Genomic DNA, 25566 nt, shown 5'->3' with positions numbered 1-25566 from the left:
TCTGGATGAAGAGATCTTTTTTGCTTTGTCTGTCGGCGGTGTTCCTGATTTCCGGTCCTGTCTCGGCGCAGATTAAAGACAGTCTGGGCAACGAGTGTCTGATCCCTGCGGCGGAAAGTTCTTTCTCGCAGTATGTGGACCGCCGGACTTCGACCAAAGGTTACCGCATGACCTTCGTCGCCGTGCCGCTGATTCTGGGCGGAGCCGTGGTGTCGCTTTACGATACCGACTTCCGCCGTCTGCGCAACGGTTACGTCAGGTCGTTCCACCACGATTACGACGATTACCTGCAATATGCGCCCGCAGCCCTGCTGGTCGGGATGAAGGTCTGCGGCGTCGAAAGCCGCAGCTCGTGGGGACGCATGCTGGTCTCCGACGCTTTCTCCGCCGGGCTGATGGCCGCGGCGGTCAATTCGCTGAAGTACTCCTTCCGCGTGATGCGTCCCGATGGCTCCACGCGCAATTCGTTCCCTTCCGGCCATACGGCGACCGCCTTTATGACGGCGACGATGCTGCATAAGGAATACGGGCACCGCAGTCCGTGGTACAGCATCGGCGGCTATACGCTGGCGACCCTCACGGGCGTTACGCGGCAACTGAACAACCGCCACTGGATGAGCGACGTCATGGTAGGCGCGGGTATCGGCATCCTCGCCACCGAATTCGGCTATTTCCTCGCCGATCTGATATTCAAGGAGAAGGGGCTTAAGGTCCGCGAAACATACGTCGTTTTCGACCGCTACCGGCATCCGTCGTTCGTCGGGTTTTCCGTCGGGCTGACGGTCATTCCCGGCTCCTATACGCCTTATGCGGGGATGCACACCGATTTCAAAGTCGGACCGACGGTCGGCGTGCAGGGTGCATGGTTCGCCTCGCCCTATGTCGGCGTGGGTGGGCGGTTTGCGGTGACGAATCTGGAAATGAACGTAAACGGCGTCCCGCAGAACGATGAATTCGAGTGCTGTTCCGTGACGGCAGGTCCCTATTTTTCCTATCCGCTCTCGACGCGCTGGCGCATCGGCTCGAAGCTTCTCTGCGGTTATGAGCATTATAAACCTTACACTACTTCCGGCTACAGGATCGAAGGCCGGGGCGGATTTACGGTCGGAACGGGCTTTTCGTCCACCTATCTGGTCAATCGCAATCTGAGCGTGCGCTTTACAGCCGACTACGACGTCGCTCCGCCGCTCGTTTCCTCTTCCTGCGTAGCGATGCACAAACTGACGCTGGGCATGGCCGTAAGTGCGATGTTCTGAGATCTTGAATCCCCTAAAATATGGACGCGAATCACGGCTGGGGATTCGCTTTTGTGTTCCGGATATTTTTGCGTTTCGCCGAAAAAACAGCCCTGTAATCCGTCAGGATTGTATATGACATACCCCTTTCTCCCGGGCCAGTGTGATAAGGGGTATATTTCATGGACATTGACCGGGGCGAAAACCGGGCTTGAATGTGAAAACTGCGGTGCGGAATATTTGGGAGGCAGGAGCGTGAAGTGACGGGAGGGGGAAAATAAAGAGACCGAAAATGATTTTCATTTTCGGTCTCTTTTATTAGGCAGTTAATTTACAGCACACCCTGCTCGACCATCGACTTGGCGACTTTCATGAAGCCCGCGATGTTGGCGCCCTTCATGTAGTTGATGAAGCCGTCCTTCTCGGTGCCGTATTCCAGACATGCGTGGTGGATCGACGACATGATCTGATGCAGCTTGGCATCGACCTCCTCGGCCGTCCAGTTGTATTTCTGCGAGTTCTGGCTCATTTCGAGTCCCGACGTCGCTACGCCGCCCGCATTGACGGCCTTGCCCGGTCCGTAGGGGATTTTCGCCGCGATGAAGGCGTCGATCGCTTCGGGGCGGCAGCCCATGTTCGAGACTTCGGCCACGATCTTCACGCCGTTGGCCAGCAGTTTCTTGGCGTCCTCGCCGTCCAGCTCGTTCTGCGTGGCGCAGGGCATGGCGATGTCCACCTTGACCTCCCACGGTTTCTTGCCGGCGAAGAATTGCGCGTTCGGGAACTTATGGACGTAAGGCTCGACCACGTCGTTGTTCGAAGCGCGCAGTTCGAGCATGTAGGCGATCTTTTCGGCGTCGAGACCTTCGGGATCGTAGATGTAGCCGTCCGGACCGGAAATCGTCACGACCTTGGCGCCCAGCTCGGTCGCCTTCGTCGCCGCACCCCACGCCACGTTGCCGAAGCCCGATATGGCGATGGTCTGGCCCTTGATGTCCATGCCGGCCTTTTCGAGCATCTGGCGCAGGAAGTACACCGCGCCGAATCCCGTGGCTTCGGGACGTATCAGCGAACCGCCGTAGGTCATGCCCTTGCCGGTCAGCACGCCCGTGTTCTCGCGCGCCAGCTTGCGGTACATGCCGTACAGATAGCCGATTTCGCGGCCGCCCACGCCGATGTCACCGGCCGGAACGTCGGTTTCGGGACCGATATGACGCCACAGTTCGACCATGAAGGCTTGGCAGAAGCGCATCACCTCGCGGTCCGACTTGCCTTTGGGGTTGAAGTCCGAGCCGCCCTTGGCGCCGCCCATCGGAAGCGTCGTCAGCGCATTCTTGAAAATCTGCTCGAAACCGAGGAATTTCAGGATCGAAGGATTCACCGAGGGGTGGAAACGCAGACCGCCCTTGTAGGGACCGATCGCGTTGTTGAACTGCATGCGGTAACCGGTATTGACCTGCACCTCGCCCTTGTCGTCTACCCAGACCACCTTGAAGGTAAAACTGCGGTCAGGCTCCACGATGCGCTCTGCGATACGGTTGGCCTCGAATTCCGGATGCTGGTTGTAGGTTTCCTCTACCGTCATGAGAACTTCGCGCACGGCCTGCAGGTATTCGCTTTCGCCGGGATGCTTGCGCTCAAGTTCCGCCATTAATTTGTTTACGTTCATATTGCCTGAAGTTTTAAAGGTTGTTTCTTTATTACAAATATAAAACTATTTCTTATAAATTGTAACTGCAACATGATTTTTTCCGAAAATTCGTTATTTATTTCTCCTTTTCTCCGGAAAATGTCGTATCGGTGCGCTGCGGGCTATTCCTCCCGCGCTTCGTCCGGCGTCTCTTTGACGATGCCTTTGTTCGAGCGGCCGTCGATGCAGACCCACAGCGGACGCTCGAAACGCACCTGCCGCAGGAAGCTGCCTTCGTAGATCGCGGCGCATTTGTCGAGCGTCTCTTCGCGGAATACGCCGTCGCCGCGGAAGGGGCTGATCGTCAGGTAACCCACGCCCAGCGAGGTGACGTTCTGGAAGAAGTGCGTGCCCTGCGACGGCTCGACGTCGAATTTCTCGATGCCGCATTCGACGATCACCTTGGCTTCGGAGATGTGGTTCCACTTGACGGGCACGCCGAGGAACGGGTCCGACGAACCCCAGCGGCCGGGACCGACGAGGATGTAGGAGCGTTTTTCGTCGCGCATGCGGCGGTTCAGCTCCAGCAGTTCGTCGGCGATCTTCTCGGTCGAAAGCGAACTGAACGTGCCGCTTTTGATGTAGATGACGTCCGAGATGTCGCTCATCATGCCGATGCCGAGGGCGTTCTCGCCGTAGACCAGCGCATCGGAGGTGTCCACTTCGCTCCAGTCGATCGGCCGGTTGTCCTGATTGTCGATGATCGGGCGGATCTGCAGCAGGTTGAAAATCTGCTGTTCCCCCGGCGCCACGTCCATATTGACGGCGAATTCGACCTCCACGGGGCAGCGCATCTCCTCGGCGCCCATGTGTAGGATGTCGGTGACGATCTCCGCCAGCGGGAAGGTGTTGTATTTCAGTATGTTGTTGAATGTTATGACTTTGCGGCCCCGGTCGAAGGGGCTGTCCGAGATGCGCTCGTTCTCGCGGTCCCACACCGAGCAGACGAAGCGCGAATTGCGCAGCTCGGCGATCTGGGCGATGTCGAGCCGCCGCAGGTTCACCGCGTCGTCGATCGACGTGCGGAACTCTTCGGGCTGCAGGCTCAGGGCCAGCACTTCGTTCTGCGTGTCGCGCAGCGCCAGTTCGGGCATCGAGGTCTGGAGCACCTTCTGCGGATAGCGGGGCGAGAAGCGCAGCGTGCGCCCTCCGTCCACGACCAGCTTGCCCAGTCCCATGGCGACGTTGCACACGCCGTCTTCGGGGGCTTCGTCGCCGATGGGGTAGTAGTTGATCGAACGCGCCACGCCCGAAAAGGTCGGGAAGAAAAGTCCGTTCTGCTCCGTGCCGCACACCTCCTGTATGATGACGGCCATTTTCTCCTCCGAGATCAGGTTCTGCGACGAAGAGAGATAGGCCCTCGACGATGCGAAGTAGACCGAGGCGTATACGCTCTTGACCGCCTTGAGCAGCAGACGCAGCATCTGGTCCTCGTTGTCCACATAGGGGATCATGTAGGTCGAGTAGATGCCGGCGAACGGCTGGTAATGCGAATCCTCCAGCTTCGACGACGACCGCACGGCCAGCGGCGTACTGACGGTCTTGATGTAGGCTTTCAGCTCGCGCTGCAGTTTGACGGGAATCGTCGAACTGACGAACTCCGAGAGAATCTCCTCGTCCGAAAACTCCTGCGAAATGATGTATTTGAGTCCGTTGTTGCGGATGAATTCGTCGAAATAGTCCGTTGCGATCACCACCGAGCGGGGAATCATGATGCGCAGGTTGTCGTGCTTGTCGTACTGGCGGTGCTTGAGCAGCATCGAGTTCATGAACGCCAGACCGCGGGCCTTGCCGCCGAGCGACCCTTCGCCGATGCGGGCGAAAGCCACCGCGTCGCTGTAGGTCTCGGTGTCGAAGCGCGCCACCACGCCCTGTCCGAGCAGGATGCGGTAGTCCTTGATGAGGTTCACGATGCGCTGGCGGTGCTCTTCGGTGGTGGCGAACTGGCTCTTGTTGCCCCGGCGGATGGCCGCGGCCAGCGGGAAGAGGCCCCGCGAGTAGAGCCATTTCGAGAGGTGGTTCTGCGAGGTGTGGTATTCGAACGCCTTGTCGGGAATCGTGGCGATCATCTCCTGCATCTGCGCCAGATCCTTGGCGCGGCCGATGACGGCTCCCGTATCGGGGTCCTTGAAGAGGAAGTCGCCGAATGCGAACTCCTTGGCGATATACTCGTGCAGCTGCGAGAGCAGCGTTTTCGAATTCTTGGCGATGAATCCGGCTCCCAGCCCGCGGGCCTGAGCCTCGAATTCGGTCTGCGACGACTGCAGCAGTACGGGCATCAGCGGGTTGTCCTCCTTGATGCGGCGGCAGAGGTCGATGCCGGCGTCGCGCTTCTCGCTTTCGGGCGGGTCGTTGCGGTGGAGTACGAACCCCACGTCGGAAATCACGCCCAGCATGTTCTTCTTGTAACGGTCGTAAAGCTCCACAGCCTCCTCGTAGTTGGTGGCGAGCAGGATCTTGGGGCGTGCGCGTTTGCGCAGGATCTGCTGCTGTTCGTTGAGGGCGTCCTTCAGGAATTCGGTGTTCTGCAGCAGGATCAGCTTGTAGAGTTCGGGCAGGTAGGTCGAGTAGAAGCGGATCGAGTCCTCGACCAGCAGAATGGCCTGCACGCCGCCCTCGACGATATCCTCCTCGGCGTTCATCTTGTCCTCGACCAGCTTGATGATCGCCATGATCAGGTCGGTGTTGCCGTGCCAGCCGAAGATGTAGTCGAGTCCCGAACGGTCCTGCTCCTCGATGCGGCGGTAGATGTCCTTCGAGAAGGAGGTGAGCAGCGCCACGGGAATCTGCGGATGGCGCTCCTTGACGATCTTGGCGAACGTGAAGACGTCCAGTTCCCCCACGTTGTACATCGTCAGGATGAAGTCGAACGAATCGTCGCGTCCGAGCAGGTCCAGCGCCTCGCGCGTCGAGCTGACGCGCGTGAACGACGGCGGGTTCGACATGTTCAGGTCGAGGTACTCCTGATTGATCTGCGACTCGATATGTCCGTCTTCTTCGAGAATGTACCCGTCGTAGCTGCAGCAGACCAGCAGGATTTTGTGGATGCGGTATTTCATGAAGCGGTACTGGGGCCTGTTCCCGTCCGAAAGGGATTGTTCGAGATTCTTGTTCATCGTGTCGCCTGATTTGTTTTAACAAAAATAGAAAAAAATCCGCGAAATGAGAAACCGTGCGTTTTTACCTCCGTGCCGCCGCCCTGCCGTCTCCGTGCCGCCGCCCTGCCGTCTCCGTGCCGCCGCTCTGCCGTCTCCGTGCCGTACCCCGTGCTGCTTCCGTGCCGTACCCCGTACTGCTTCCGCACCATACCCTGTGCTGCCTCTGTGCCGTTTCCGTACCGTCTCCGCGCTGTTTCGGCGGCATCTGTTTCCATACGGCTCCGCCGGCCGGAACGGCGGCGGGGTTTTCACGGTTCCGCAGCCGGGTCGCAGGCCCGGACTTCCGCGGCCGCCGGCGTTTCGGCGCTGAACACCATGTGCCGCCACAGGTACGGGATGCGCCCCGCGCCGGTGAAGGCCATGTTGCGGAACCCGGCTTCCCGCAGCAGGATGGCGAGCGTCCTGCGGGACCAGAATTTGATATGGCCGCCCTCCCACAATGCGCTGTAGTGGCGGTCCGCTTTGCCGGCGAGGGCTATCGAGAGGTTTTTCAGGTACCCGTGGTAAGGCGTGGTGAGTATGAAACGTCCGCCGCCGTTGGCTTCGAGGATGCTGCGGACGAAGGCGGCGAATGTCCGCGGGCTGTAAAGGTGCTCGATGACCTCCATCGAGATCACGGTCCTGAAGGGGATTTTCCGCAGTTCGGGCGGCAGCTCGCCCGTCGTCACGTCGCAGACGAAGAAACGGCCGGGATTCCCCCCCCCGTCCGATTGGCGATGGCTATGCCCTGCCGCGATGCGTCGATGCCGTAAACGTCGTAGCCCTTGCCGGCCAGATAATTTGCAGTGAAGCCGTTGCCGCAGCCCACGTCCAGAATCGGGGAGCCGTCGGCCGGAAGCAGCCGCTCGATGTATTTGCAGAGAAGTTCGTGGTAGAATGCGGGCTGAGCATCGCTCCAGCCGAATTCGCTGTAGTCTGTTGTCATGGGGATCGGGGGATTGTGCGGACGCAGTTTCCACAAAGATAAACAATTTTTCCTTGCGGACAAGCGAACCGGCCGCCGCGTACGGGGCTGCGGCTTTGCGACTTTCCCGCCCGTTTCATTCCATTTTCGTTTTTTATTTCTATCTTTGTTCTGGTCTATAAAAAACATGCATGAATGAACAGTGACAAATACGTGCTTCAGGAGGTCGTCACGCCCGCGCTCGAACGCGAGTGGCTCGACCTCCCCAAGAAGATTTACAAGGGCAACCGCAACTGGGTCTGCCCGCTGGATACCGATATCCGCAAGGTTTTCGATCCGGCCCGCAACGAGCAGTTCGCCGACGGCGAAGCCGTCCGCTGGGTGGTGCGCAACCGTGCCGGCGAGGTTGTGGGGCGCATCGCGGCGTTCTACAACCGCGAGAAGGCCGCACTCGAAGAGCAGCCCACGGGCGGCTGCGGATTTTTCGAGTCGATCGACGATCAGCAGGTCGCCGACCTGATGTTCGACGCTTCGCGCATGTGGCTGGCCAGCCGCGGCATGGAGGCGATGGACGGCCCGATCAATTTCGGACAGCGCGACGCGTGGTGGGGCCTGCTGGTCGAGGGCTACGAGTTCCAGCCGCTGTACGAGAACCCCTACAACCCGCCTTATTACAAGGAGCTGTTCGAGAACTACGGATTCCGGAACTACTTCAACCAGAACACCTACATCTGGAAAATCTACGACGACGACGTGAACGCCATGGTCCACGACCGGGCCAAGCGTCTCTTCTCGACGCCGGGCTACGGTTTCCGCCAGATCGACATGTCGCGCATCGAGGAGGAGGCCGAGAACTTCCGCATCATATATAATAAGGCGTGGTCGCTCTTTTCGGGCGTGAAGCCCATGACGCAGGAGGAGGCGATGAAGATCATGGAGACGATGAAGCCGATCATCGACCCGGAGATCATCTTCTTCGCCTATTTCAACGACGAGCCGATCGGTTTCTTCATCATGGTTCCCGACCTGAACCGCATCATCGGCAAGTTCAACGGCAAATTCGGACTCATTCAGAAGCTGCGGATGCTTTGGGACCTGAAGGTCCGCAAGGCCAGCGACCGCATTTTCGGCATCATCTTCGGCATCGCCCCCGAATTCCACGGCAAGGGCGTCGAATCGGGCATGATGCGCTTCATCCTCGAAAAATACATGCGCACGCCGCGCAACCACTACAAGACCATCGAATTCGCATGGGTGGGCGACTTCAATCCGGTGATGAACCGCATGATCGAAAGCTACGTCTGCGCCACGCGCCACAAGATGCACACCACCTACCGCTACCTGTTCGACCGGACGAAGGAGTTCCATCGCTGTCCGCGTCTGGGTGTCAAACGCCGCGAATAAAACCTTAAAATCCTGATATGAAAACCACTGCATTCACCAAGTACCACATTGCCGCGGGGGCTAAAATGGCCGAATTCGCGGGATACAATATGCCCATCGAGTTCTCGGGCATCAACGACGAGCACATGGCCGTCCGCGGCGGCGCCGGCGTCTTCGACGTGAGCCACATGGGCGAAATCTGGGTCAAGGGACCTAAGGCCCTCGGCCTGCTGCAGCGCATCACGACCAACGACGTGTCGAAACTCTACGACGGCAAGGTGCAGTATACCTGCATGCCCAACGGCCGGGGCGGTATCGTGGACGACATCCTCGTCTACCGGGTCGATGCCGAGACCTACATGCTCTGCGTCAATGCCGCCAACATCGAAAAGGACTGGAACCACATCTGCGAACAGGGCCGGGCGTTCGGCATGGAGGCAGGCCACGGCAAGGAGCTTTACAACGCTTCGGACGAAATCTGCCAGCTCGCCGTGCAGGGACCTCTGGCCATGAAGATCGTGCAGAAGATGTGCGACGAGCCGGTCGAGGAGATGGAGTACTATACCTTCAAAAAGATGAAGGTCGCAGGCTGCGACGCCATCCTTTCGATCACGGGCTATACGGGATCGGGCGGCTGCGAGATTTACGCGGCCAATGAAGACGGCGACAAACTCTGGAAAGCGCTCTGGGAGGCCGGCGAAGAGTTCGGACTCAAGAATATCGGTCTGGGCGCGCGCGATACGCTGCGTCTGGAGAAGGGCTTCTGCCTCTACGGCAACGACATCGACGACACCACCTCGCCGCTCGAAGGCGGACTGGGCTGGATCACCAAATTCGCCGAGGGCAAGGAGTTCATCGACCGCCCCCTGCTGGAGAAGCAGAAGGCCGAGGGCGTGACCCGCAGGCTGGTGGGATTCAAGATGATCGACCGCGGCATTCCGCGCCACGGCTACGAGATCGCCGCGCCCGACGGCACGCGGATCGGCCATGTCACTTCGGGTACGATGTCGCCCTGCATGAAGGTCGGTTTCGGACTGGGCTACGTGACGCCCGAATACGCCAAGGCGGGTACGGAAATCGCCGTCGTCGTGCGCGAGAAACCCCTCCGCGCCGAAGTGGTGAAGATTCCGTTCGTTTAATCCGCTGCGGCGGGGCTGTGCCGAACAGCCGCCTGAGCCGGGCCATTCCCGGCCGTGAAAGCGATTAGTAACTATAAAAAGCTCGTTTTATGAAAGCAAAATACCTCGGACTCGACCTTTCGAGTCCCGTCGTGGTCAGCAGTTCGCCCTATACGGCCACGGTGTCCAACATCGAACAGTGCGTGCGCAACGGTGCGGGCGCCGTGGTCCTCAAGTCGATCTTCGAGGAGCAGATCATCCGCCATGCCGCGGCCCTCGACTATGCGTCGCAGCAGGGCATGGGCGATTCGGGCGAGTACCTCGAACGTTATATCGGCGATGCCTACAAGGGTGAATTCCTCAAACTCGTCGCCGATGCGCGCACGACGGGCGTGCCCGTCATCGCCAGCATCAACTGCATCGCTTCGGCCGAAGCGTGGACCGACTATGCCGTCTCGATGGAGCAGGCCGGCGCCGCGGCGCTGGAGCTGAACATCTTCCTGCAGCCGACCGACCGTCACCGTTCGGCGCAGGAGCTGGAACAGGAGTACGCCGACGTCGTCCGCCGCGTGGCCGAGGCCGTGAAGATTCCCGTGTCGGTGAAGCTTCCCATGCGCCTGACCAACGTGCTGGCCGTGGCCGATTCGCTGCTGGCGCGCGGCGCCCGCGGCGTGGTGATGTTCAACCGCTTCTTCGAACCCGATATCGACGTGGAGCGCATGACCTTCGTGAACGGCGATCCGTTCAGCGAGCCGGCCGAACTGCGCAACGTACTGCGCAGCGTGGCGCTCTGCACGACGGCCGTGCCGCAGCTCGACGTCTCCGTATCGACGGGCGTGCACGACGGCGAAGCGGCCGTGAAGGCGCTGTTGTGCGGCGCGAACGCCGTGCAGATCTGCTCGGCGATCCACGAGAAGGGCTACGGCGTGATCGTGGACATCAACCGCTTCATCGACCTGTGGGCCGAACGCCACGGCTTCGGGTCGCTGGCCGAGTTCCGCGGGAAGATGAATTACGGCAATGCCGAAAGCGACGTCTACCAGCGCGTTCAATACATGAAATATTTCCCGCACGACGCCGAATAGCGGCGCGCGGAACCGATCTGAGGAGGTGCGTCCCGGAGACCGTTGCGGTCTCCGGGACGTCTCTTTTCGGGCCGTTCCCGCCGCCGGGGCATGCGGAGCGGATTTTTTCATTCGTCAGGCAAAAACATCTTTTGCGGGTTACGTATTCGGAGCCGGATATGTGTTCTTAATATAGGCGTCGTTACGGCGGCGCCTCTGAACCGACCGAAACTCAACAAACCTTAAAATTAAAACGAATGAAAAGAATCTTGACTCTGATGTTCGCCGCTGCGACCGTTTTCGCTTACGGATGCAGCGACAACTTCGACGATTCGGCCCTGTGGAAGGACATCGACGGGATGTACAAGAGCCTCAACGAACTCAAGGCTCAGGTCACGACGATGCAGCAGCAGCTCGACGCGCTGGCCGCAGTCGTCAGCGGCGGTGCCGTCACCTCGATCACGCAGGATGCCGACGGGCACTATGTCCTCAGCTACAAGGATGCCGACAACGTGGAGCACACGATCGACATCGCGACCATGGACGACGCCAATACCCAGCCGATCATCGGCATGAAGGCCGACGGCGAAATCTACTATTGGACCGTCACCACGGGCGGCAAGACCTCGTGGCTGCTCGATACCGACGGCGCCAAAATTCCCGTTACGGGCCGTACGCCCGAAATCGGCGTAGACGATCAGGGCTACTGGACGCTCTTCGGCAAGCGGATAACCGATGCGTCGGGCAATCCGGTGAAGGCCGAGGGCAAGAGCGCTTCGGTGATCACCAAGGTCGAAATGAAGGACGACGGCACGGTGGTCTTCACGCTGGGCGACGGCGTGCAGGTCACGGCGCAGGTGCAGAACGGCTTCAACGTGCTGCTGAGCGTCGAACCCCGGACCGTAGTGCCCGACGTCGCGCAGCCGCTCGTGATCACCTATACGCTCGTGGGCGAGACCGAAACTTCGGTGCTGACCGTCGAGAAGGCCGAAGGACTCGCGGCCAAACTCGATGAGCAGGCCAAAACCATTACCGTGACCTTCCCCGACGGCTTCGAGGAGGGCCGTTTGGTCGTGATGTTCTACGACGGCGCGGACAACGTGATTATCAAGCCGCTGATTTTTACGACGATGGAAGGCGCGCCGACGGGCATCCGCAACGCCGACGATCTCAAGGCTTTCGCCTCGGCGGTCAATGCCGGCAAGAGTCTGGCCAAATATACGATCGACGGCGAAGTCTGCCTGATGAACGACATCGACATGGCAGGCACGGACTGGAGCGATTATGTGATCGGCGGAGTCGTAACTCCCAGCACCGCCGATGCGAACAAGGCAGTCACCTATGCAATGGGTGAAAATGTCTTCGATAAAGTGTTCAACGGCAAGAATTTCGCGCTGAAGAACGTCGATTGGACCTTCGACCTTGCGGACGGCAACGTCGCCCACGGCCTCTTCTCGGCCCTCGGCGCCGAAGGCGAAATCAAGAACCTCACCATCGAAGGCGTCATCCGTCTGACTGGCGCGGCTCCGCAGGGTGCGGCGATCGGCGCTTTCGCCGGCTATGCCGAAGGCAAAATCACCTCCTGCACCAATAAGGCCGCGATCGCATTCGCGGGCAGCGACGCCGCCAACATCTCGGTATGTCTGGGCGGCATCGCCGGATATCTCCAGAACGCGACGCTGACGCAGTGCGTCAACGACGGCGCGCTGACCTGCGGCACGATCGCCAACACGGGCAACGGCTCCAATTCGGGATTCCATCAGGGCGGTATCGTCGGTTACATGAAGACTTCGTCGCTGACCGAATGCACCAATAACGGCGCTCTGAGCGCTCCGTCGGGACGCAGCGGCGGCATCGTGGCCGTGGCTACCAGCGGTCAAGTGACCGCATGCGTCAACAACGGGAAGGTGCAGGACGACGTGAACGGTATTTTCGGCGCCAATCCGGGCTATAAGCGCATGGGCGGACTCGCCGGCGGCGCTTCGGCCGACGCCGCGTTCACTTCGTGCGTCAACAACGGCGACGTCTTCTCGCAGCTGGGCTGCCGCACGGGCGGCTTCGTCGGCCATAACGAGGCCAAGATCACCAAGTGCGAGAACAAGGGCGTCATCCTTTCGGACCACACGCTGTCGGGGACCAATTACCACGGTTCGGGTTGGGCGGCAGGCTACAACAAGAGCGCCGACCTGATTACCGAATGTGTGGTCGGCGGCCGCGTGGGCGACTATACCGCATACAAGGACAATCCGCAGTCGGCTCCCGAAGCGACCTATGCCATGGCGATCGTACACGGAAAATTCGATCCGACGCTCAACGGCCTGAGCGACCAGTACGAGGAGTTCTACGACTGGGAGGTGAAGGCGGAGACGCAGCTGGCCGAGGGTGTGAAGTTCTACCACTACGCGATGAAGAATTTCGCCCAGAACGTCTACGTCGTCGAGGCCGACCTGACCAATCCCAACGTGGTGCTCGAAACGGTCATGGCCGACGAACTCTGTCTCAACCCCAATGCCAACAACAACTCGAACAACGGCAAGAAACTGCGCGAAACGCTCTCCGAGACCTGTACGCGCCGCCGCGCCGAGGGCCGCAACATCGTTGCCGGCATCAACACGGGCTTCTTCAATTCGCACGACGGTTTCCCGCGCGGATTCCACATCGAATACGGCGAACCGGTCTTCATCAACAACCCGACCGTGCGCCAGTCGCTTTCGAACCACCGTCCCGGCTTCACCTTCTTCGAGGACCGTACCGTCAGCTTCGACAACCGCAGCTTCACGGGCTATCTCAAGGTGAACGATACGGACTACGAATACTACTCGGTGAACGATACGATCGTCCGGCTCAATAATACCGACGGTTACGACGCCAATCTCTATACTTCGCGCTTCCGAAAGGAGCCGCATCCGGGCATCTACAATCCGGTGGGCAGCGATGCGCTCTTCGTCGTGGGCCGCTGCTCGCAGCAGATGACCGTCAACGACGGCTGGTTCGACGCGACGGTCACGGCGATCGTGGACGGCCGCAACGGAGCCTCGGTCGAGGTGCCGTTCGTGAGCGAAAAGACCGACTGGGTGCTTCAGGTGACGGGCGAAAAGGCTGCGGCGCTGGCTGCGGCACTCAAGGTGGGCGACGCTGTCCGGATCAACGCCAACGTGTCTATCGGCAGCGTCTCCAAACAGATTATCATGCACAACTCCAGCATGTACCGCTTCCTGAACGGCGGCAACTGGAATGCGGTGAACGACGCGACGCTCATGCCGGCCACCTGCATCGGAGCCGATCAGGCCGGCACGACCGTCAAGCTGGTCTGCGTGGACGGCCGCACGAGCATCGACACCGGCATGAACTACTGGCAGCTTTACATGACCATGAAGAAACTGGGGCTTCACAATGCGATCCGTTTCGACGGCGGCGGCTCCACGACGTTGTGGAAATGGGAGAACGGCGCCGGCGCGATCGCCAACAGGCCCTGCGACTCGAAGGGCGAGCGCAGCTGCATGAACTACATGCATGTCAGGATCAAGTAGCAAGGAACCCATAAACGACTAAATGAACAGAACGATGAAAAAGATATTGAATACGATCTTCCTCGCTACATTCCTGTTTGCAGCGGCATGCAGCGACGGATACGACGATACCCGTATCAAGAAGGACCTCGACGACGTGGGACAGATTCTCGATGAACTGGAACAGGCCGTGGACGGACTCCGTACGCAGATGGACGCGCTCACGCAGCTGATAAACAGCTCGTTCGTGTCGCTCATCTCGACCGATGCCGAAGGCAACTACGTCATCACCTACATCGACCGCGGCGGGGAGAGCCGCACGCTTACCCTCGCCACCCAGAAAGAGGTCGTCACCCTGCCGATCGTCGGCATCGCCAAGGACGAGGACGGCGTGTGGTACTGGCGCCAGACCTCCGACAACGGCGAGACCTACGAATGGATACTCGTGGATGGCGAGAAGGTTCCCGCAGGCGGTGAGAAACCCGAAGTGGGCATTGACGCCGAGGGCTTCTGGACGGTGAACGGCAAGCCGATCACCGACGCCAAGGGCAACAAGGTGCTGGCCGACGACGTCAGCAACATCCTCTTCAAAGAGGCTTACGTGGACGAAAAGACCGGCGAAGCCGTCTTCATTCTCGCCGACGGCACCGAACTGCGCCTGCAGATGTTCGAGGCGCTGTCCGTTTCGTTCGACTCGCCGACCTACACGGCCGTTCCGGACTATGCCTCGAAAGTGAAGATCAGATACACCGTCGGCGGTTCGCAGGCGGAAGGCGCGCTGGTGGATATCTTCACCGCCTACAACGTCGACGCCGAGATCGACGAATCCATATCGACGATCACCGTCTCGCTCAAGGAGGGCGCCCAAGAGGGCAATATCCTCGTCATGGCGCACGCCGGGGGCAATACGATTCTCAAACCGCTTTTCTTCACCTACGGCACGGCCGAGATTCAGGACCCGGTTTACAACGGTTCGACGGCCGATATCGTGCTCGAAGGCGACATGACGCAGTTCGAAGTCAAGGTTTCGGCCAGCATCGACTATGAAGTGACGGTCGAGGAGTCGGCGTCCAAGTGGCTCATATACAACTCGACCCGCGCGATGACGATCCTTACGCACGTCTTCACGGCCGATTACTACGAGGATGCGAGCGGCGCGCTCCGCACGGGCGAAATCCGCTTCTCGAATGCGCTTTACGACATCTCGGCGGCAATCGTCGTCAAGCAGTCGCCCAAGATTCCCGAAGGCGGCGGAGGCGGCATCTCGACCGCGGCCGACCTCATGGGCTTCGCCGCGGCGGTCAATGCCGGAGCCAGCACCGCACGCTGGGAGAACGAGGCGGGCGAAGTCGTGCTGCTGAACGATATCGACATGGCGGCCGTCGAGTCGTGGACGCCGATCGGCGGCGTGGATGCCAGCGAGTACAATACGACGACTCCCTACAAGACGGTCAATCCCTTCAAGGGCATCTTCGACGGTCAGGGCTTCGCCGTCAAGAACCTGAACTATACGGCCGACATGTCCACCGGCAAGTGGGGCTACGCGTTCTTCGGCTCGCTCGACGGGGCTACGGTCCGCAACCTGACGCTGGGCGATCCCGACACCGACATCACGTGGACCTTCACGGGCGACGCCCCGAAGGCGACGAGCGTCGCGTCGCTGGCCGTCTATGCGGTCAACTCGACGATCGAATCGTGCACCAACTACTACAACATCGACTTCGCCGGAGACAGCGGTTCCGAAGTGCTCTGCGTGGCTTCGGGTCTGGTCGGCGTGATGAAGAACTCGACCATCGGCGGCCGCGCCAAGTCGCTGGGATGCGCGAATTACGGGTTCGTACGCACGGGCAAGATCACCAACAACGGCAACGGCGGCAACGGCATGCAGACGGCCGGTATCTGCGGCTTCATGGCCAAGGACCAAGGCAACCTGATTCAGTTCTGCGTCAATTACGGACACATCAGCTGCCCGACGGGCCGCACGGGCGGTCTGGTCGCTACGCTGATGAACGGCAACGTGAAGAATTCGGACAACCGCGGTACGGTCGAGGACGACATCGTCGGCAAGTTCGAGGGAGCGGCTGCGCAGAATTCCTACAACAGCAAGCGTATGGGCGGCCTGATCGGCGGTACGGACGACCTGAAGAAGGTGCTGACGGCGACCGTGGAGAGCTGTACCAACTACGGCAACGTGTTCACCCATATCGGATGCCGCACGGGCGGATTCATCGGCCACTCCAACATCCGGATCATCGGCTGCGCGAATCAGGGCGCCATTCTGGGCGACGTCTACAATTCCGACCACGGTCCGGCATGGGCCTGCGGATATTCGGGCCAGTCGAGCGGCGAGTGGGTCAACGTCAGCAGCTGTACGATGGGCGGATACGTGGGCAGTTACACCACCTACAAGGACAATCCGACTTCGGCGCCTGCCGCGACCGTTCACAATGCGTTCTCGTACAAGAACGACGAGTACTACGATCCGACGATAAACAACTAAAAGGCTGTAATCCAGAAAAACGGAACGACAATGAAAAAGATACTGAATATCATCATACTATTTGCGGCCGTGGTCTTCTGCGGTTGCAGCGACTTCGACGATTCGGAGCTGCGCGGCCGGATCGACGGCTACAAAAACCGGATCGAAGCCCTGAAAGCCAAGGCCGAGACGCTCGGCAAGCAGCTCGCGGACCTGAGCTATCTGACCAACGGCAACGTCATCACCACCGTGTCGCAGGACGCCGACGGGAAATACGTCGTCACCTACAAGGACAACAAGGACGTCGAACATACGGTCGTGCTGGCGACGATGGACGACATCGTCGACGTGCCGATCATCGGCGTGAAGCTCGACGAGAACGGCGTCTATTACTGGACCAAGTGCATCGACGGCGAAATCACGTGGCTGACCGACGACGACGGGGAGAAGTTCCCCGTGAGCGGCTACACGCCGACGATTTCGGTCGATGCCGACGGCTGCTGGACCGTGGACGGCGTGCAGATACTCGACGCTTCGGGCAACCCGATCAAGGCCACGACCGACGCCACGTCGGTATTCCGCTCTGCGGAGCTGGACGGCGACGGCAATTTCAGCCTGACGCTCGGCGACGGAAGCACGATCACCCTGCGGGTTTTCAACTCGCTCAACCTCAAGCTGGACGCGATGCCGGTTACCACCGTCGCAGACCCTTCGAAGAGCATTACGGTATCCTACGAGCTTTCGGGCGAGGCTAAGGAGACGGCCATCGTGGCCGTCGCCAAGGCCGAGGGGCTTGACGCCGTGATAGACCGCGACGCGAAGACGGTGACGGTTTCGTTCGACGCTTCGTTCTCGCGCGGTACGGTTATCGTCATGGCCTACGATCTGGCCGACAACGTGATCGTGAAGCCGCTCTTCTACAAGGCCGCGACGCTCGGTACGGTCGCCATTTCGACGCCCGACCAGCTGGTCGCTTTCGCCGCGGCGGTCAATGCCGGCGGCGAGGAGGCGGCCGCCAAAGCCGTGCTGACGCAGGATATCGACATGAAGGACGTGGCGTGGACCCCGATCGGAAACGGCGCCTATACGACGGCCAACGCGATGATGGGACCGGCGTTTCAGGGCACCTTCGACGGACAGGGCCATGCGGTCAGGAATCTGAAGATCGTCGTTCCGGCCGACGCTGCGGCGGGTTCGGCTTGGGGACTCTTCGGCGTGCTGAAGGGCGCCACGGTCAGGAACCTTGCCATCGGCGAAGGCTCGTCGGTCGTTTCGACCGCGGCCGCGATGACGGCCGTGGGAGCCGTGGCCGGATATGCCTATGAAGCCACGATCGAGAATTGCGAGAACCGTGCGGCGATCGACATTCAGGGCGGCGGGGACAATGTACGCGAATCGGCTGGCGGCATCGTCGGCGCGATCTGCGCCAACGAAAATGACAGTCATATCCTCTCCTGCACCAATTACGGCAAGATTACGTCGAAGAACAGTGTGAACACCAAGAACGGAGCCACGGGCTTCTCGATCGGCGGCATCGTCGGTTTCGCCGACGCTTCGACGACCACCGAACGCTACAACAACGTCGTGGGGTGTGTCAACGAAGGGGCGATAGATGCGCAGGCGACCCGTACGGCGGGTGTCGTCGCCACGATGAACAAATACACGAAGCTCGAAAACTGCGCGAACAATGCGGCGGTGACCTGCAGCGACGTGACGGCTTCGAACAGCCGCGTGGCAGGCATCGTGTCGGCCATGGGCGGCCACACCTACCTCACATCGTGCGTCAATAACGGCACGGTCGCTTTTGCCGTTGCGGGCGATACGACGCACGGCTATGCCGCGGGCATCGCCGGCCAGACCAACGACAACAATACGGCCATCGACGGCTGCGAGAACTACGGCGCCGTACTCTCCGACATCATCAATGCCGCGGCGAACAAGTACATCGGCATCGTCTGCGCCAACACCAACAAGAAGACCATCGCGATCCGCAACTGCAAGATCGGCGGCCGGATAGGTCCCTTCTCGGACGGCCAGCAGGGCGCGACGGAGATTACGGAGCAGAATTTCGAACAGTATATCTATTTCACGCTCACGGGCGGCGGCGTGCCGACGCTGGAGAACAACAGCTTTTCGGGCGGACCCGCCAAGCCGGGCATTGCGACGGTCGAGGACCTGACGGCTTTCCGCGACGCGGTCAATGCGGGCGAAAGTACGGCGCAGTGGGAGGATGCCGGCGGCGTGGTGTCGCTGCTCGGCGATATCGACATGAAGGACGTCGCCGGCTGGACGCCGATCGGCAACGCCTCCTATAAATGGGAAAAGAACCTGCTGACTATCGAGGGCAACGCCTTCAAGGGCACCTTCGACGGGCAGGGATATGCGCTGAAAAACCTGAAACTCGCCTACGGGGGCAGTGCGGCCAATACGGCTTACGGACTGTTCGGCGTGCTGGACGGCGCGACGGTGCGCAACCTGACGGTCGGCGCGGCCTTGGGCGATGCGAGCGCATTGAAAGTCACCGCTTCGGGCGGCACGGCCGAGGTGGGCGTGATCGCCGGCGTATGCCGCGATGCGAACGTCTCCGACTGCGTCAATTATGCGAAGATCGAATACGACGGCACCAGCGCCGCGCGTGTTTCGGCGGCGATGGTGGGCTTCATCTTCAGCGAAACGGAGGGCACGAAGCTCGAACGCCTGCAGAATTACGGCGCGGTGGAGGCCGATACCCACGGCAATTCGGCCAACGGAGCCGGCGCGGCGATCCACATGGCGGGCATCTGCGGCTTTGCGACGGGCAACGCGACCAACAAGATCTGCAACGACATCGCTTACTGCGACAATTACGGCAATATCACCTCTAACTCGGCGCGCTCTTCGGGCATCGTCGCCGCGGCGAATAACTACACGCGGATCAACTCCTGCGTGAACCACGGCAACCAGCTCAATTCGTGCGGTACGACGGGCCGTCTGGGCAACATCACCTGCATCACGGGTACGGGATGCTCGATGACCGACTGCATCAACAACGGCAATCTCGTCTCGACGGGCGGCGCCCGCTGCGGCGGTCTGCTCAGTCTGGCCAACCATGCGACCAACTCGTTCAGCGGGTGCGCCAATTACGGCGAGATCCTCACCGACGACGCCAACCGCGGCGTGTTCTTCGGCTACAGCGCCTATGCGACCAGCTGGATCAACTGCATCGCGGGCGGCAAGGTCGGGGTTTACAACGGCGGAACTGCGGTTTACGATTCGTACGGCGAAAACGAGCAGGTGCGTTATCTGGGCGTGCAGAAATCTACCGATCCGATCAACGCGGACAACATTACCTACATGATCGGTTCGAGTTCGGGCGGTTCGGGCGGCGGCGACGATGTAGAGCCGACGCTGCGCATCCTCTTCATCGGCAACAGCTTTACCAAGGACGCCGTCGAACACCTCCCGAAGATGGTCTCAGCCGCCGACATCCCGACGCTGAAGATGGTCCATCTCTATTACGGCGGTCGTACGATTCCCGAATATGCCGACGGCTATGCGACCAAGTCCGACTATACCTGCTACAAGTACAACCCCGGCACTTCGCTCTGGCTCTCCTACACCGGATACAACATTCAGCAGATCGTCAAGTCGGATACGTGGGACATCGTCTGCCTGCAGGAACATACGGGCAACAGCTGCGGCTGGATATGGAACGATACCGAGAAAAACGCCATTCAGGGGTTGATCGCCGACATCAGGGCCGACCAGAACGGACATACGCCCAAGTTCGTCTATATCATGTCGCAGGCCTATTTCAACATGGACAAGATCGGTACAGCGCAGCGGCCCTACAAGAATTTCACGACGCAGGACGAGATGTTCGACGTGATCGTGGCGCAGGCCCGCAAGGTGCTCGACCAGACCGACGTGGAGCAGATCATACCCACCGGAACGGTGCTGCAGAACCTGCGCACCTCGTCGCTCAACAACGACATGGACCTCACGCGCGACGGCTATCACATGGATTACGGCCTGAGCCGCTATGCCGCGGCCTGCGCCGTCTTCGAGTCGATCATCTCGCCTTCGTTCGGCGGCAAGAAACTCGACGGCAACAGCTTCCGCTACAACGTGTCGAGTACGACGGACGGCACTTATACGACGCCCGTGACCGACGACAATCAGCCGGTTGCGCTGCAGGCGGCGCGCTACGCCCTTGCAACGCCCTTTGCCGTGACCGACATGTCGTCCGGCACCCAGACGCCCGGCAACGGGATCGAGGACACCGATTTTGAAAACGATTCGAACAAAGAGTAAAGCAGTAATCCAATGAAACAGATATTTGCATGGTTATTCGCCGCGATTTTCTTCGCGGCGGGGTGCGCGCACTCTCCCGAACTGGCGGAGCCGGTGCGTGGAACCGGGTATGAGGATGCCGACGGGTTGGTCATCGTGGCCGCCTGCCCGCCCGCGACCCGCACGGACATCGAAGAGGGTAAATCGACTTGGGAGGCGGGCGACCGCATCACGGTCGTTTACGACGGCGCGGCCTATGAATACACGGCCGCGGAAGCGGGACCGACGACCGCTTTCACGAGCGAAGCCGGCATCGCCGACTACGACGCTTCGAAGCCTTTGACGGCCTACTATCCCGCAACGACTGCCGAAGGGGTGGTCGCCGTGGAGGCCGAGCGGACGATTGCGCTCGATGCGGAGTCGCAGAGCAATCCGGCGCGGGCGCCGCTCGTGGGGCTGCCCACTTCGGGGAATCTTGCCGAAGGCGCGCTGGAGGTGACTTTCCGCAATATCTTCTCGGTCATCGAACTGCGTATCGACGCAGGGGAGCTGGCGAGCGCGGCGCAGTCGCTGACCGTCGAGCCGGCCGATGAGGGGGCTTTCGAAGGGTTTCTGTCGTTCGAAGGGACGGTAGACCCCGAAACGCTGGCGCTGACACCCGCCGAGAACGGTACGGGCAACAGCTTGATTTTCAACTTCGCCGAGGGCGTGGATCTGACCAAGCCCCAGACGATCAAATTCCCCGTCGGGCGTTTCAAGTCCGAAGCGGGGCTGCGGCTTACGCTCAATACGGCCGACGGGAAGAGCTATTCGAAGAATATCTACAAGACCGGCATCACCTCCTATGCCGAGCAGGGCGGCGTATTCCGCGCCAAGCATATGGCCAAGGCGCTTTACGCCTTCGCGCCGCAGGGCGGCATCAGCACGGCCGACGACCTGATCGAGTTCGCGGCGGCCGTGAATGCGGGCGGGACGCTCGCTCCGTGGCAGGATGACAAGGGCGTCGTGGTGCTGCTGGACGACATTGATCTGGCCGAGGTGACGGAGTGGACGCCGATCGGCGCGGCTACGTCCAAGCTGGCGAGCAATGCGCTTTCGATCACTTCGGGAAGACCTTTTACGGGTTATTTCGACGGACAGGGCCATACGATCCGCAACCTGAAGATGGTCTGCAAGGCCGCGCAGGCGACCTCGGCATGGGGATTCTTCGGGGCCGTGGCCAACGGGGCCGTGGTGGAGAACCTAATTTTCGACGCGAGCTGCTCGCTCGAAGACAAGGCGACGGCGGGCACCGACTGCGGTGTGGTGGCCGGTCTGGTTTACGAAGCAACCGTGCGCAACGTAGTCAATAAGGCTTCGATCGCCTTCGACGGGGCGGCTCCCGACGAAACTCGCATGACCATCGGCATGGTGGGACTCGCCTTTGCCGACAAAAACGGGGCGCGGCTCGAAAAACTGGTCAACCACGGCGCTCTGACGGCCACGTCGGGCGGCAACACCAAGAACGGCGCGACGGGCATTCACGTGGGCGGTATCGTCGGCTTCAGCTCGAACAAGAGCAACACGACGGCCGTGGTGACGATCGCCGAGTGCGCCAATTACGGAGACCTCGACACGCAGGTAGCCCGCGCTTCGGGTATCGTGGCCGCTGCGAACCGCTACACCGAGATCGAGAACTGCGTGAACGAAGGCGACAACGTCAATGCCTTTGCCACGGTAAATAGCGCCCGCATCGGCAACATTACCTGCATTACGGCAGTCGGGAGCAAGATCACCAATACCGTCAATCGCGGCAATGTGATCTGCAAGACGAGCGGCGCGGCGGGCGGCATCATCTGTCTGGTCAATGACGACGGCAACGCATTCGTCGGCTGCGAGAATTACGGACTGGTGATCACCGACCGCGCCAATTACAAGGGCACGCTCTTCGGACAGTGCAACAAGGCGGCCAGATTCAGCGATTGCATCGCGCAGGGCGATCTGGGCGCTTACGAGGACGGCTCCTATGCGCTGGTCGGCGTGAACTACACGAATTACATGTCCTACATCGGCGACCACAATGCGACGGCCGTGCATGTGAACAGCCAGAACATCCTCTATTATCCCAACGGTTCGCAGGTGCCCGCCGAGCCGGAATTCGGCGTGAACCTTTCGTCGGTCGAGCTGAATGCTCAGGGCAGCAATGCCGCCGTGGTACAGCTTTCGTCGGTCGATTACGACTGGACGGTGAGCGCCGACGGGGATTGGGCGCATATTACGGACCTCTCGGACGTACCCGTCGTTTCGGGCGTCAGGGACTCCGGCGTGCAGTATATCAAGATCGGGGCCGGCGCCAACACGAAGACCGCGCCGCGGTCGGCGGTCGTCACGTTCGCTTCGACCGACGGCTCGAAAAGCGCGACGGTGAGGGTCGATCAGCAGGCGCGGGGCGAAGCGTTCCCCAGCAAGTGGGTGTTCCAAGCTTCGACGCTGCCGCTTTACGGCTCGTCGTGGACCGACGACAACGTCATTCCTGCGACATCGGGCGCGGCGGGCTTCATTTCGGTCGTGCGCGGCGATGCGAATGCTTCGGCCGCTTTCAAGCGGAGCGTCGTTACGAACCGTCCTGCGGTTTCGACGATGGTCGAAGGCGACTACTGGCTCTATACCTTCCCGGTGGAGAATCTCGCCGCCGGATCGGTCGTCGATTTCAACGCCACGATGGCGGGCGAAGCCAATTCGCCCAAATACTTCATCGTCGAATACCTCGACGGCGGAGTCTGGAAGAGCGTCGAGGCCGATCTGCTCACGGCTCCGGAAAACCCGGCTGTCCGCTATACCTACAAGTGTTCGGGCACTGCCACCGGGTCCTCGTATCAGCACGCGACCGTCATGCAGACGATGCGCTTCGAAAACGCCGTGACCGACGGCGAAGTGAAAATCCGCTGCCGCGCCGTGGGACCCTATACCTGCGCGGGCGGTACGCAGAACATCACGGCGACCAACGCCGCCAGTTCCATTCCTCCCTACGGATTTACGGGCAGCTACGTGCAGAACTTCGGCACGGCGACGCCCCGTGACACCAAGAAAGTGCTGTGTCTGGGCAACTCGTTCTCCTACTACAGCAACCCTGCGTGGATGCTCAAGGAGATCGCATGGCGCGAAGGGCATGCTCTCAACATCAAGGCTCACTTCAAAGGGTCGCAGACGCTGACCCAGCATCTGTCGCTGGGGTTCTCGACCGACGTCATCGAACAGGGCGGTTACGATTTCGCTTTCCTGCAGGACCAGAGCCAGAATCCCGCCAACTATGGCCGCGACGCCACGGCGTCGATCCTCACGGGCCTTACGACCTTGGCCGACAAGGTGCGCGCCGCGTCGCCTTCGTGCAAGGTGATTCTGGAGGAGACGTGGACCTTCTCGTCGGCGTCCTACGGCGGCTTTACCGATTTCCCGACCTTCGAGACCTATAACGACGCCGGAGCCAAAGCCATGGCAAAGGCCGCCGGGACTTGGGTGTCGCCGATCGGCCCCGCCTTCAGGCAGGTGCGCGAGGGCGGTTCGGGCATCAACCTCTACTACTCGGACAGCAAGCATCAGTCGGAGTACGGCGCATACCTGAAGGCCTGCGTCAATTATCTGGTGCTTTTCGGCGAGCGGTTCGGCGCAGATCCGGCCGACTGCGGATTGAATCCCGACAAGGCGGCCTACCTGCGTTCGGTGGCCGAGCAGATCGTGCTGGGTAACGAGGGCGACTATTTTATCGAACGATAAACCAAATTGCATAAACTTTTATGAAGAGACTTGTCAGCTGTATTCTGGCCATCCCCGCATTGTTGTGGGGATGCGCCGGACCTAAAACCGCCGCTCCGGAATACCCGACGCATGCGGCGAAAATCGTGGCCGAGATTCACGATCCCGCGTCGAAATACGTCGTGGTGGCTTCGCACCGCGGAGACTGGCGCAACTATCCGGAGAATTCGATTCCCGCCATCGAGTCGGTGATCCGCATGGGCGTCGATATCATGGAGCTGGACCTCAAACTGACGAAGGACAGCGTGTTGGTGCTCTGCCACGACCATACCATCGACCGGACCACTACCGGGCGGGGACGTGTGTGCGACATCACCTATGATTCGATTCAGCGCTGCTTCCTGCGTACGGCGCACGGCGTGCGTACGCCCCGGAAGATGCCGACCCTGCGCGAAGCGCTGGAGGTCTGCAAGGACCGTATCGTGGTGAATATCGACCAAGGATATGAGTTTTACGACATGGCGCTGAAGATCAGCGAGGAGCTTGGCGTGACGGAGCAGATGCTCATCAAGGGCAAGCGTCCGGCGGAGGCCGTCGCCGCCAAATTCGGCGAATACGAGCACAACATGATGTATATGCCGATCATCGACATCCTCAAACCGCAGGGACAGAAGCTTTTCGGTGAATACATGTCGAAGGGTATCGTGCCGCTGGCCTACGAGGTGTGCTGGGACGAGTATACGCCCGAAGTGAAGGATTGCATGGAAAAGGTGGTGGAGAGCGGCTCGAAACTCTGGGTCAATTCGTTGTGGGAGTCGCTCTGCGGCGGCTTGTGCGACGATGCGGCGTGGGAGAGCGGCGATCCCGGTTCGGTTTACGGCAAGCTGCTCGACATGGGCGCGACGATGATTCAGACCGACCGTCCGGAGCTGCTGATCTCCTACCTGCGTTCGCAGGGGCGGCACGACTGACGCCGCACCGGCGAGGGGTCTCGGAAGAGGGATCGCCCCGTTATGAAAAGA

At 60.4% G+C, this 25566-nt stretch carries 13 protein-coding genes; 9 read left to right on the top strand and 4 right to left on the bottom strand.

Annotated elements, in window-relative coordinates:
- Positions 1-5 precede the first annotated feature (5 nt).
- Positions 6-1256, top strand: a complete 1251-nt coding sequence (locus tag HMPREF9720_RS01985; protein ID WP_039939601.1) for a phosphatase PAP2 family protein — start codon at positions 6-8, stop codon at positions 1254-1256.
- 310 nt (positions 1257-1566) lie between these two features.
- On the opposite strand, the gene gdhA is transcribed toward HMPREF9720_RS01985, so the two are convergent.
- The 4 genes from gdhA to HMPREF9720_RS15565 all read right to left on the bottom strand — a co-directional run bounded on the left by gdhA (position 1567) and on the right by HMPREF9720_RS15565 (position 7008).
- Positions 1567-2904, bottom strand: coding sequence for an NADP-specific glutamate dehydrogenase (gdhA, locus tag HMPREF9720_RS01980; RefSeq protein ID WP_009596334.1), 1338 nt, complete (start codon positions 2902-2904; stop codon positions 1567-1569).
- Between the two features lie 143 nt (positions 2905-3047).
- Positions 3048-6041, bottom strand: coding sequence for a PEP/pyruvate-binding domain-containing protein (locus tag HMPREF9720_RS01975; RefSeq protein ID WP_009596507.1), 2994 nt, complete (start codon positions 6039-6041; stop codon positions 3048-3050).
- 290 nt (positions 6042-6331) lie between these two features.
- Complete coding sequence (locus HMPREF9720_RS15570; RefSeq protein ID WP_009596360.1) at positions 6332-6751, bottom strand: methyltransferase domain-containing protein; 420 nt, start codon at positions 6749-6751, stop codon at positions 6332-6334.
- On the bottom strand, positions 6748-7008 hold the full coding sequence (locus HMPREF9720_RS15565; RefSeq protein WP_009596431.1) for a class I SAM-dependent methyltransferase: 261 nt from the start codon (positions 7006-7008) through the stop codon (positions 6748-6750). Before HMPREF9720_RS15565 ends, HMPREF9720_RS15570 begins: the two co-directional genes overlap by 4 nt.
- Positions 7009-7182: 174 nt before the next feature.
- Here HMPREF9720_RS15565 and HMPREF9720_RS01960 point away from each other — a divergent pair, with 174 nt between their 5' ends.
- The 8 genes from HMPREF9720_RS01960 (at position 7183) to HMPREF9720_RS01925 (ending at position 25515) form a co-directional block, all read left to right on the top strand.
- Positions 7183-8391 (top strand): hypothetical protein, encoded by a 1209-nt coding sequence (locus HMPREF9720_RS01960; RefSeq protein ID WP_009596516.1) that lies wholly within the window; start codon positions 7183-7185, stop codon positions 8389-8391.
- A gap of 17 nt (positions 8392-8408) precedes the next feature.
- On the top strand, positions 8409-9509 hold the full coding sequence (gcvT, locus tag HMPREF9720_RS01955) for a glycine cleavage system aminomethyltransferase GcvT (RefSeq protein ID WP_009596371.1): 1101 nt from the start codon (positions 8409-8411) through the stop codon (positions 9507-9509).
- Between the two features lie 89 nt (positions 9510-9598).
- The gene (locus tag HMPREF9720_RS01950; protein WP_009596518.1) at positions 9599-10573 is read left to right on the top strand and encodes a dihydroorotate dehydrogenase-like protein; all 975 of its coding nucleotides are present in this window, start codon (positions 9599-9601) and stop codon (positions 10571-10573) included.
- Between the two features lie 236 nt (positions 10574-10809).
- Positions 10810-14082 (top strand): PL29 family lyase N-terminal domain-containing protein, encoded by a 3273-nt coding sequence (locus HMPREF9720_RS01945; protein ID WP_009596388.1) that lies wholly within the window; start codon positions 10810-10812, stop codon positions 14080-14082.
- Between the two features lie 34 nt (positions 14083-14116).
- Positions 14117-16561, top strand: coding sequence for a PL29 family lyase N-terminal domain-containing protein (locus HMPREF9720_RS01940; protein ID WP_139022441.1), 2445 nt, complete (start codon positions 14117-14119; stop codon positions 16559-16561).
- A 30-nt stretch (positions 16562-16591) separates the two neighbouring features.
- Complete coding sequence (locus tag HMPREF9720_RS01935; protein WP_009596404.1) at positions 16592-20833, top strand: DUF4886 domain-containing protein; 4242 nt, start codon at positions 16592-16594, stop codon at positions 20831-20833.
- 12 nt (positions 20834-20845) lie between these two features.
- Positions 20846-24565 (top strand): BACON domain-containing protein, encoded by a 3720-nt coding sequence (locus tag HMPREF9720_RS01930; protein ID WP_009596500.1) that lies wholly within the window; start codon positions 20846-20848, stop codon positions 24563-24565.
- A gap of 20 nt (positions 24566-24585) precedes the next feature.
- Positions 24586-25515 (top strand): glycerophosphodiester phosphodiesterase family protein, encoded by a 930-nt coding sequence (locus tag HMPREF9720_RS01925; RefSeq protein ID WP_009596348.1) that lies wholly within the window; start codon positions 24586-24588, stop codon positions 25513-25515.
- Positions 25516-25566: the final 51 nt, after the last annotated feature.

Origin of the sequence: Alistipes sp. HGB5 (assembly GCF_000183485.2) — a bacterium.
In the GTDB taxonomy this organism is placed as follows: Bacteria; Bacteroidota; Bacteroidia; order Bacteroidales; family Rikenellaceae; genus Alistipes; species Alistipes finegoldii.
The sequence above is the reverse complement of the archived record's forward strand: the minus strand, read 5'-3'. Positions and strand labels throughout refer to the sequence as shown.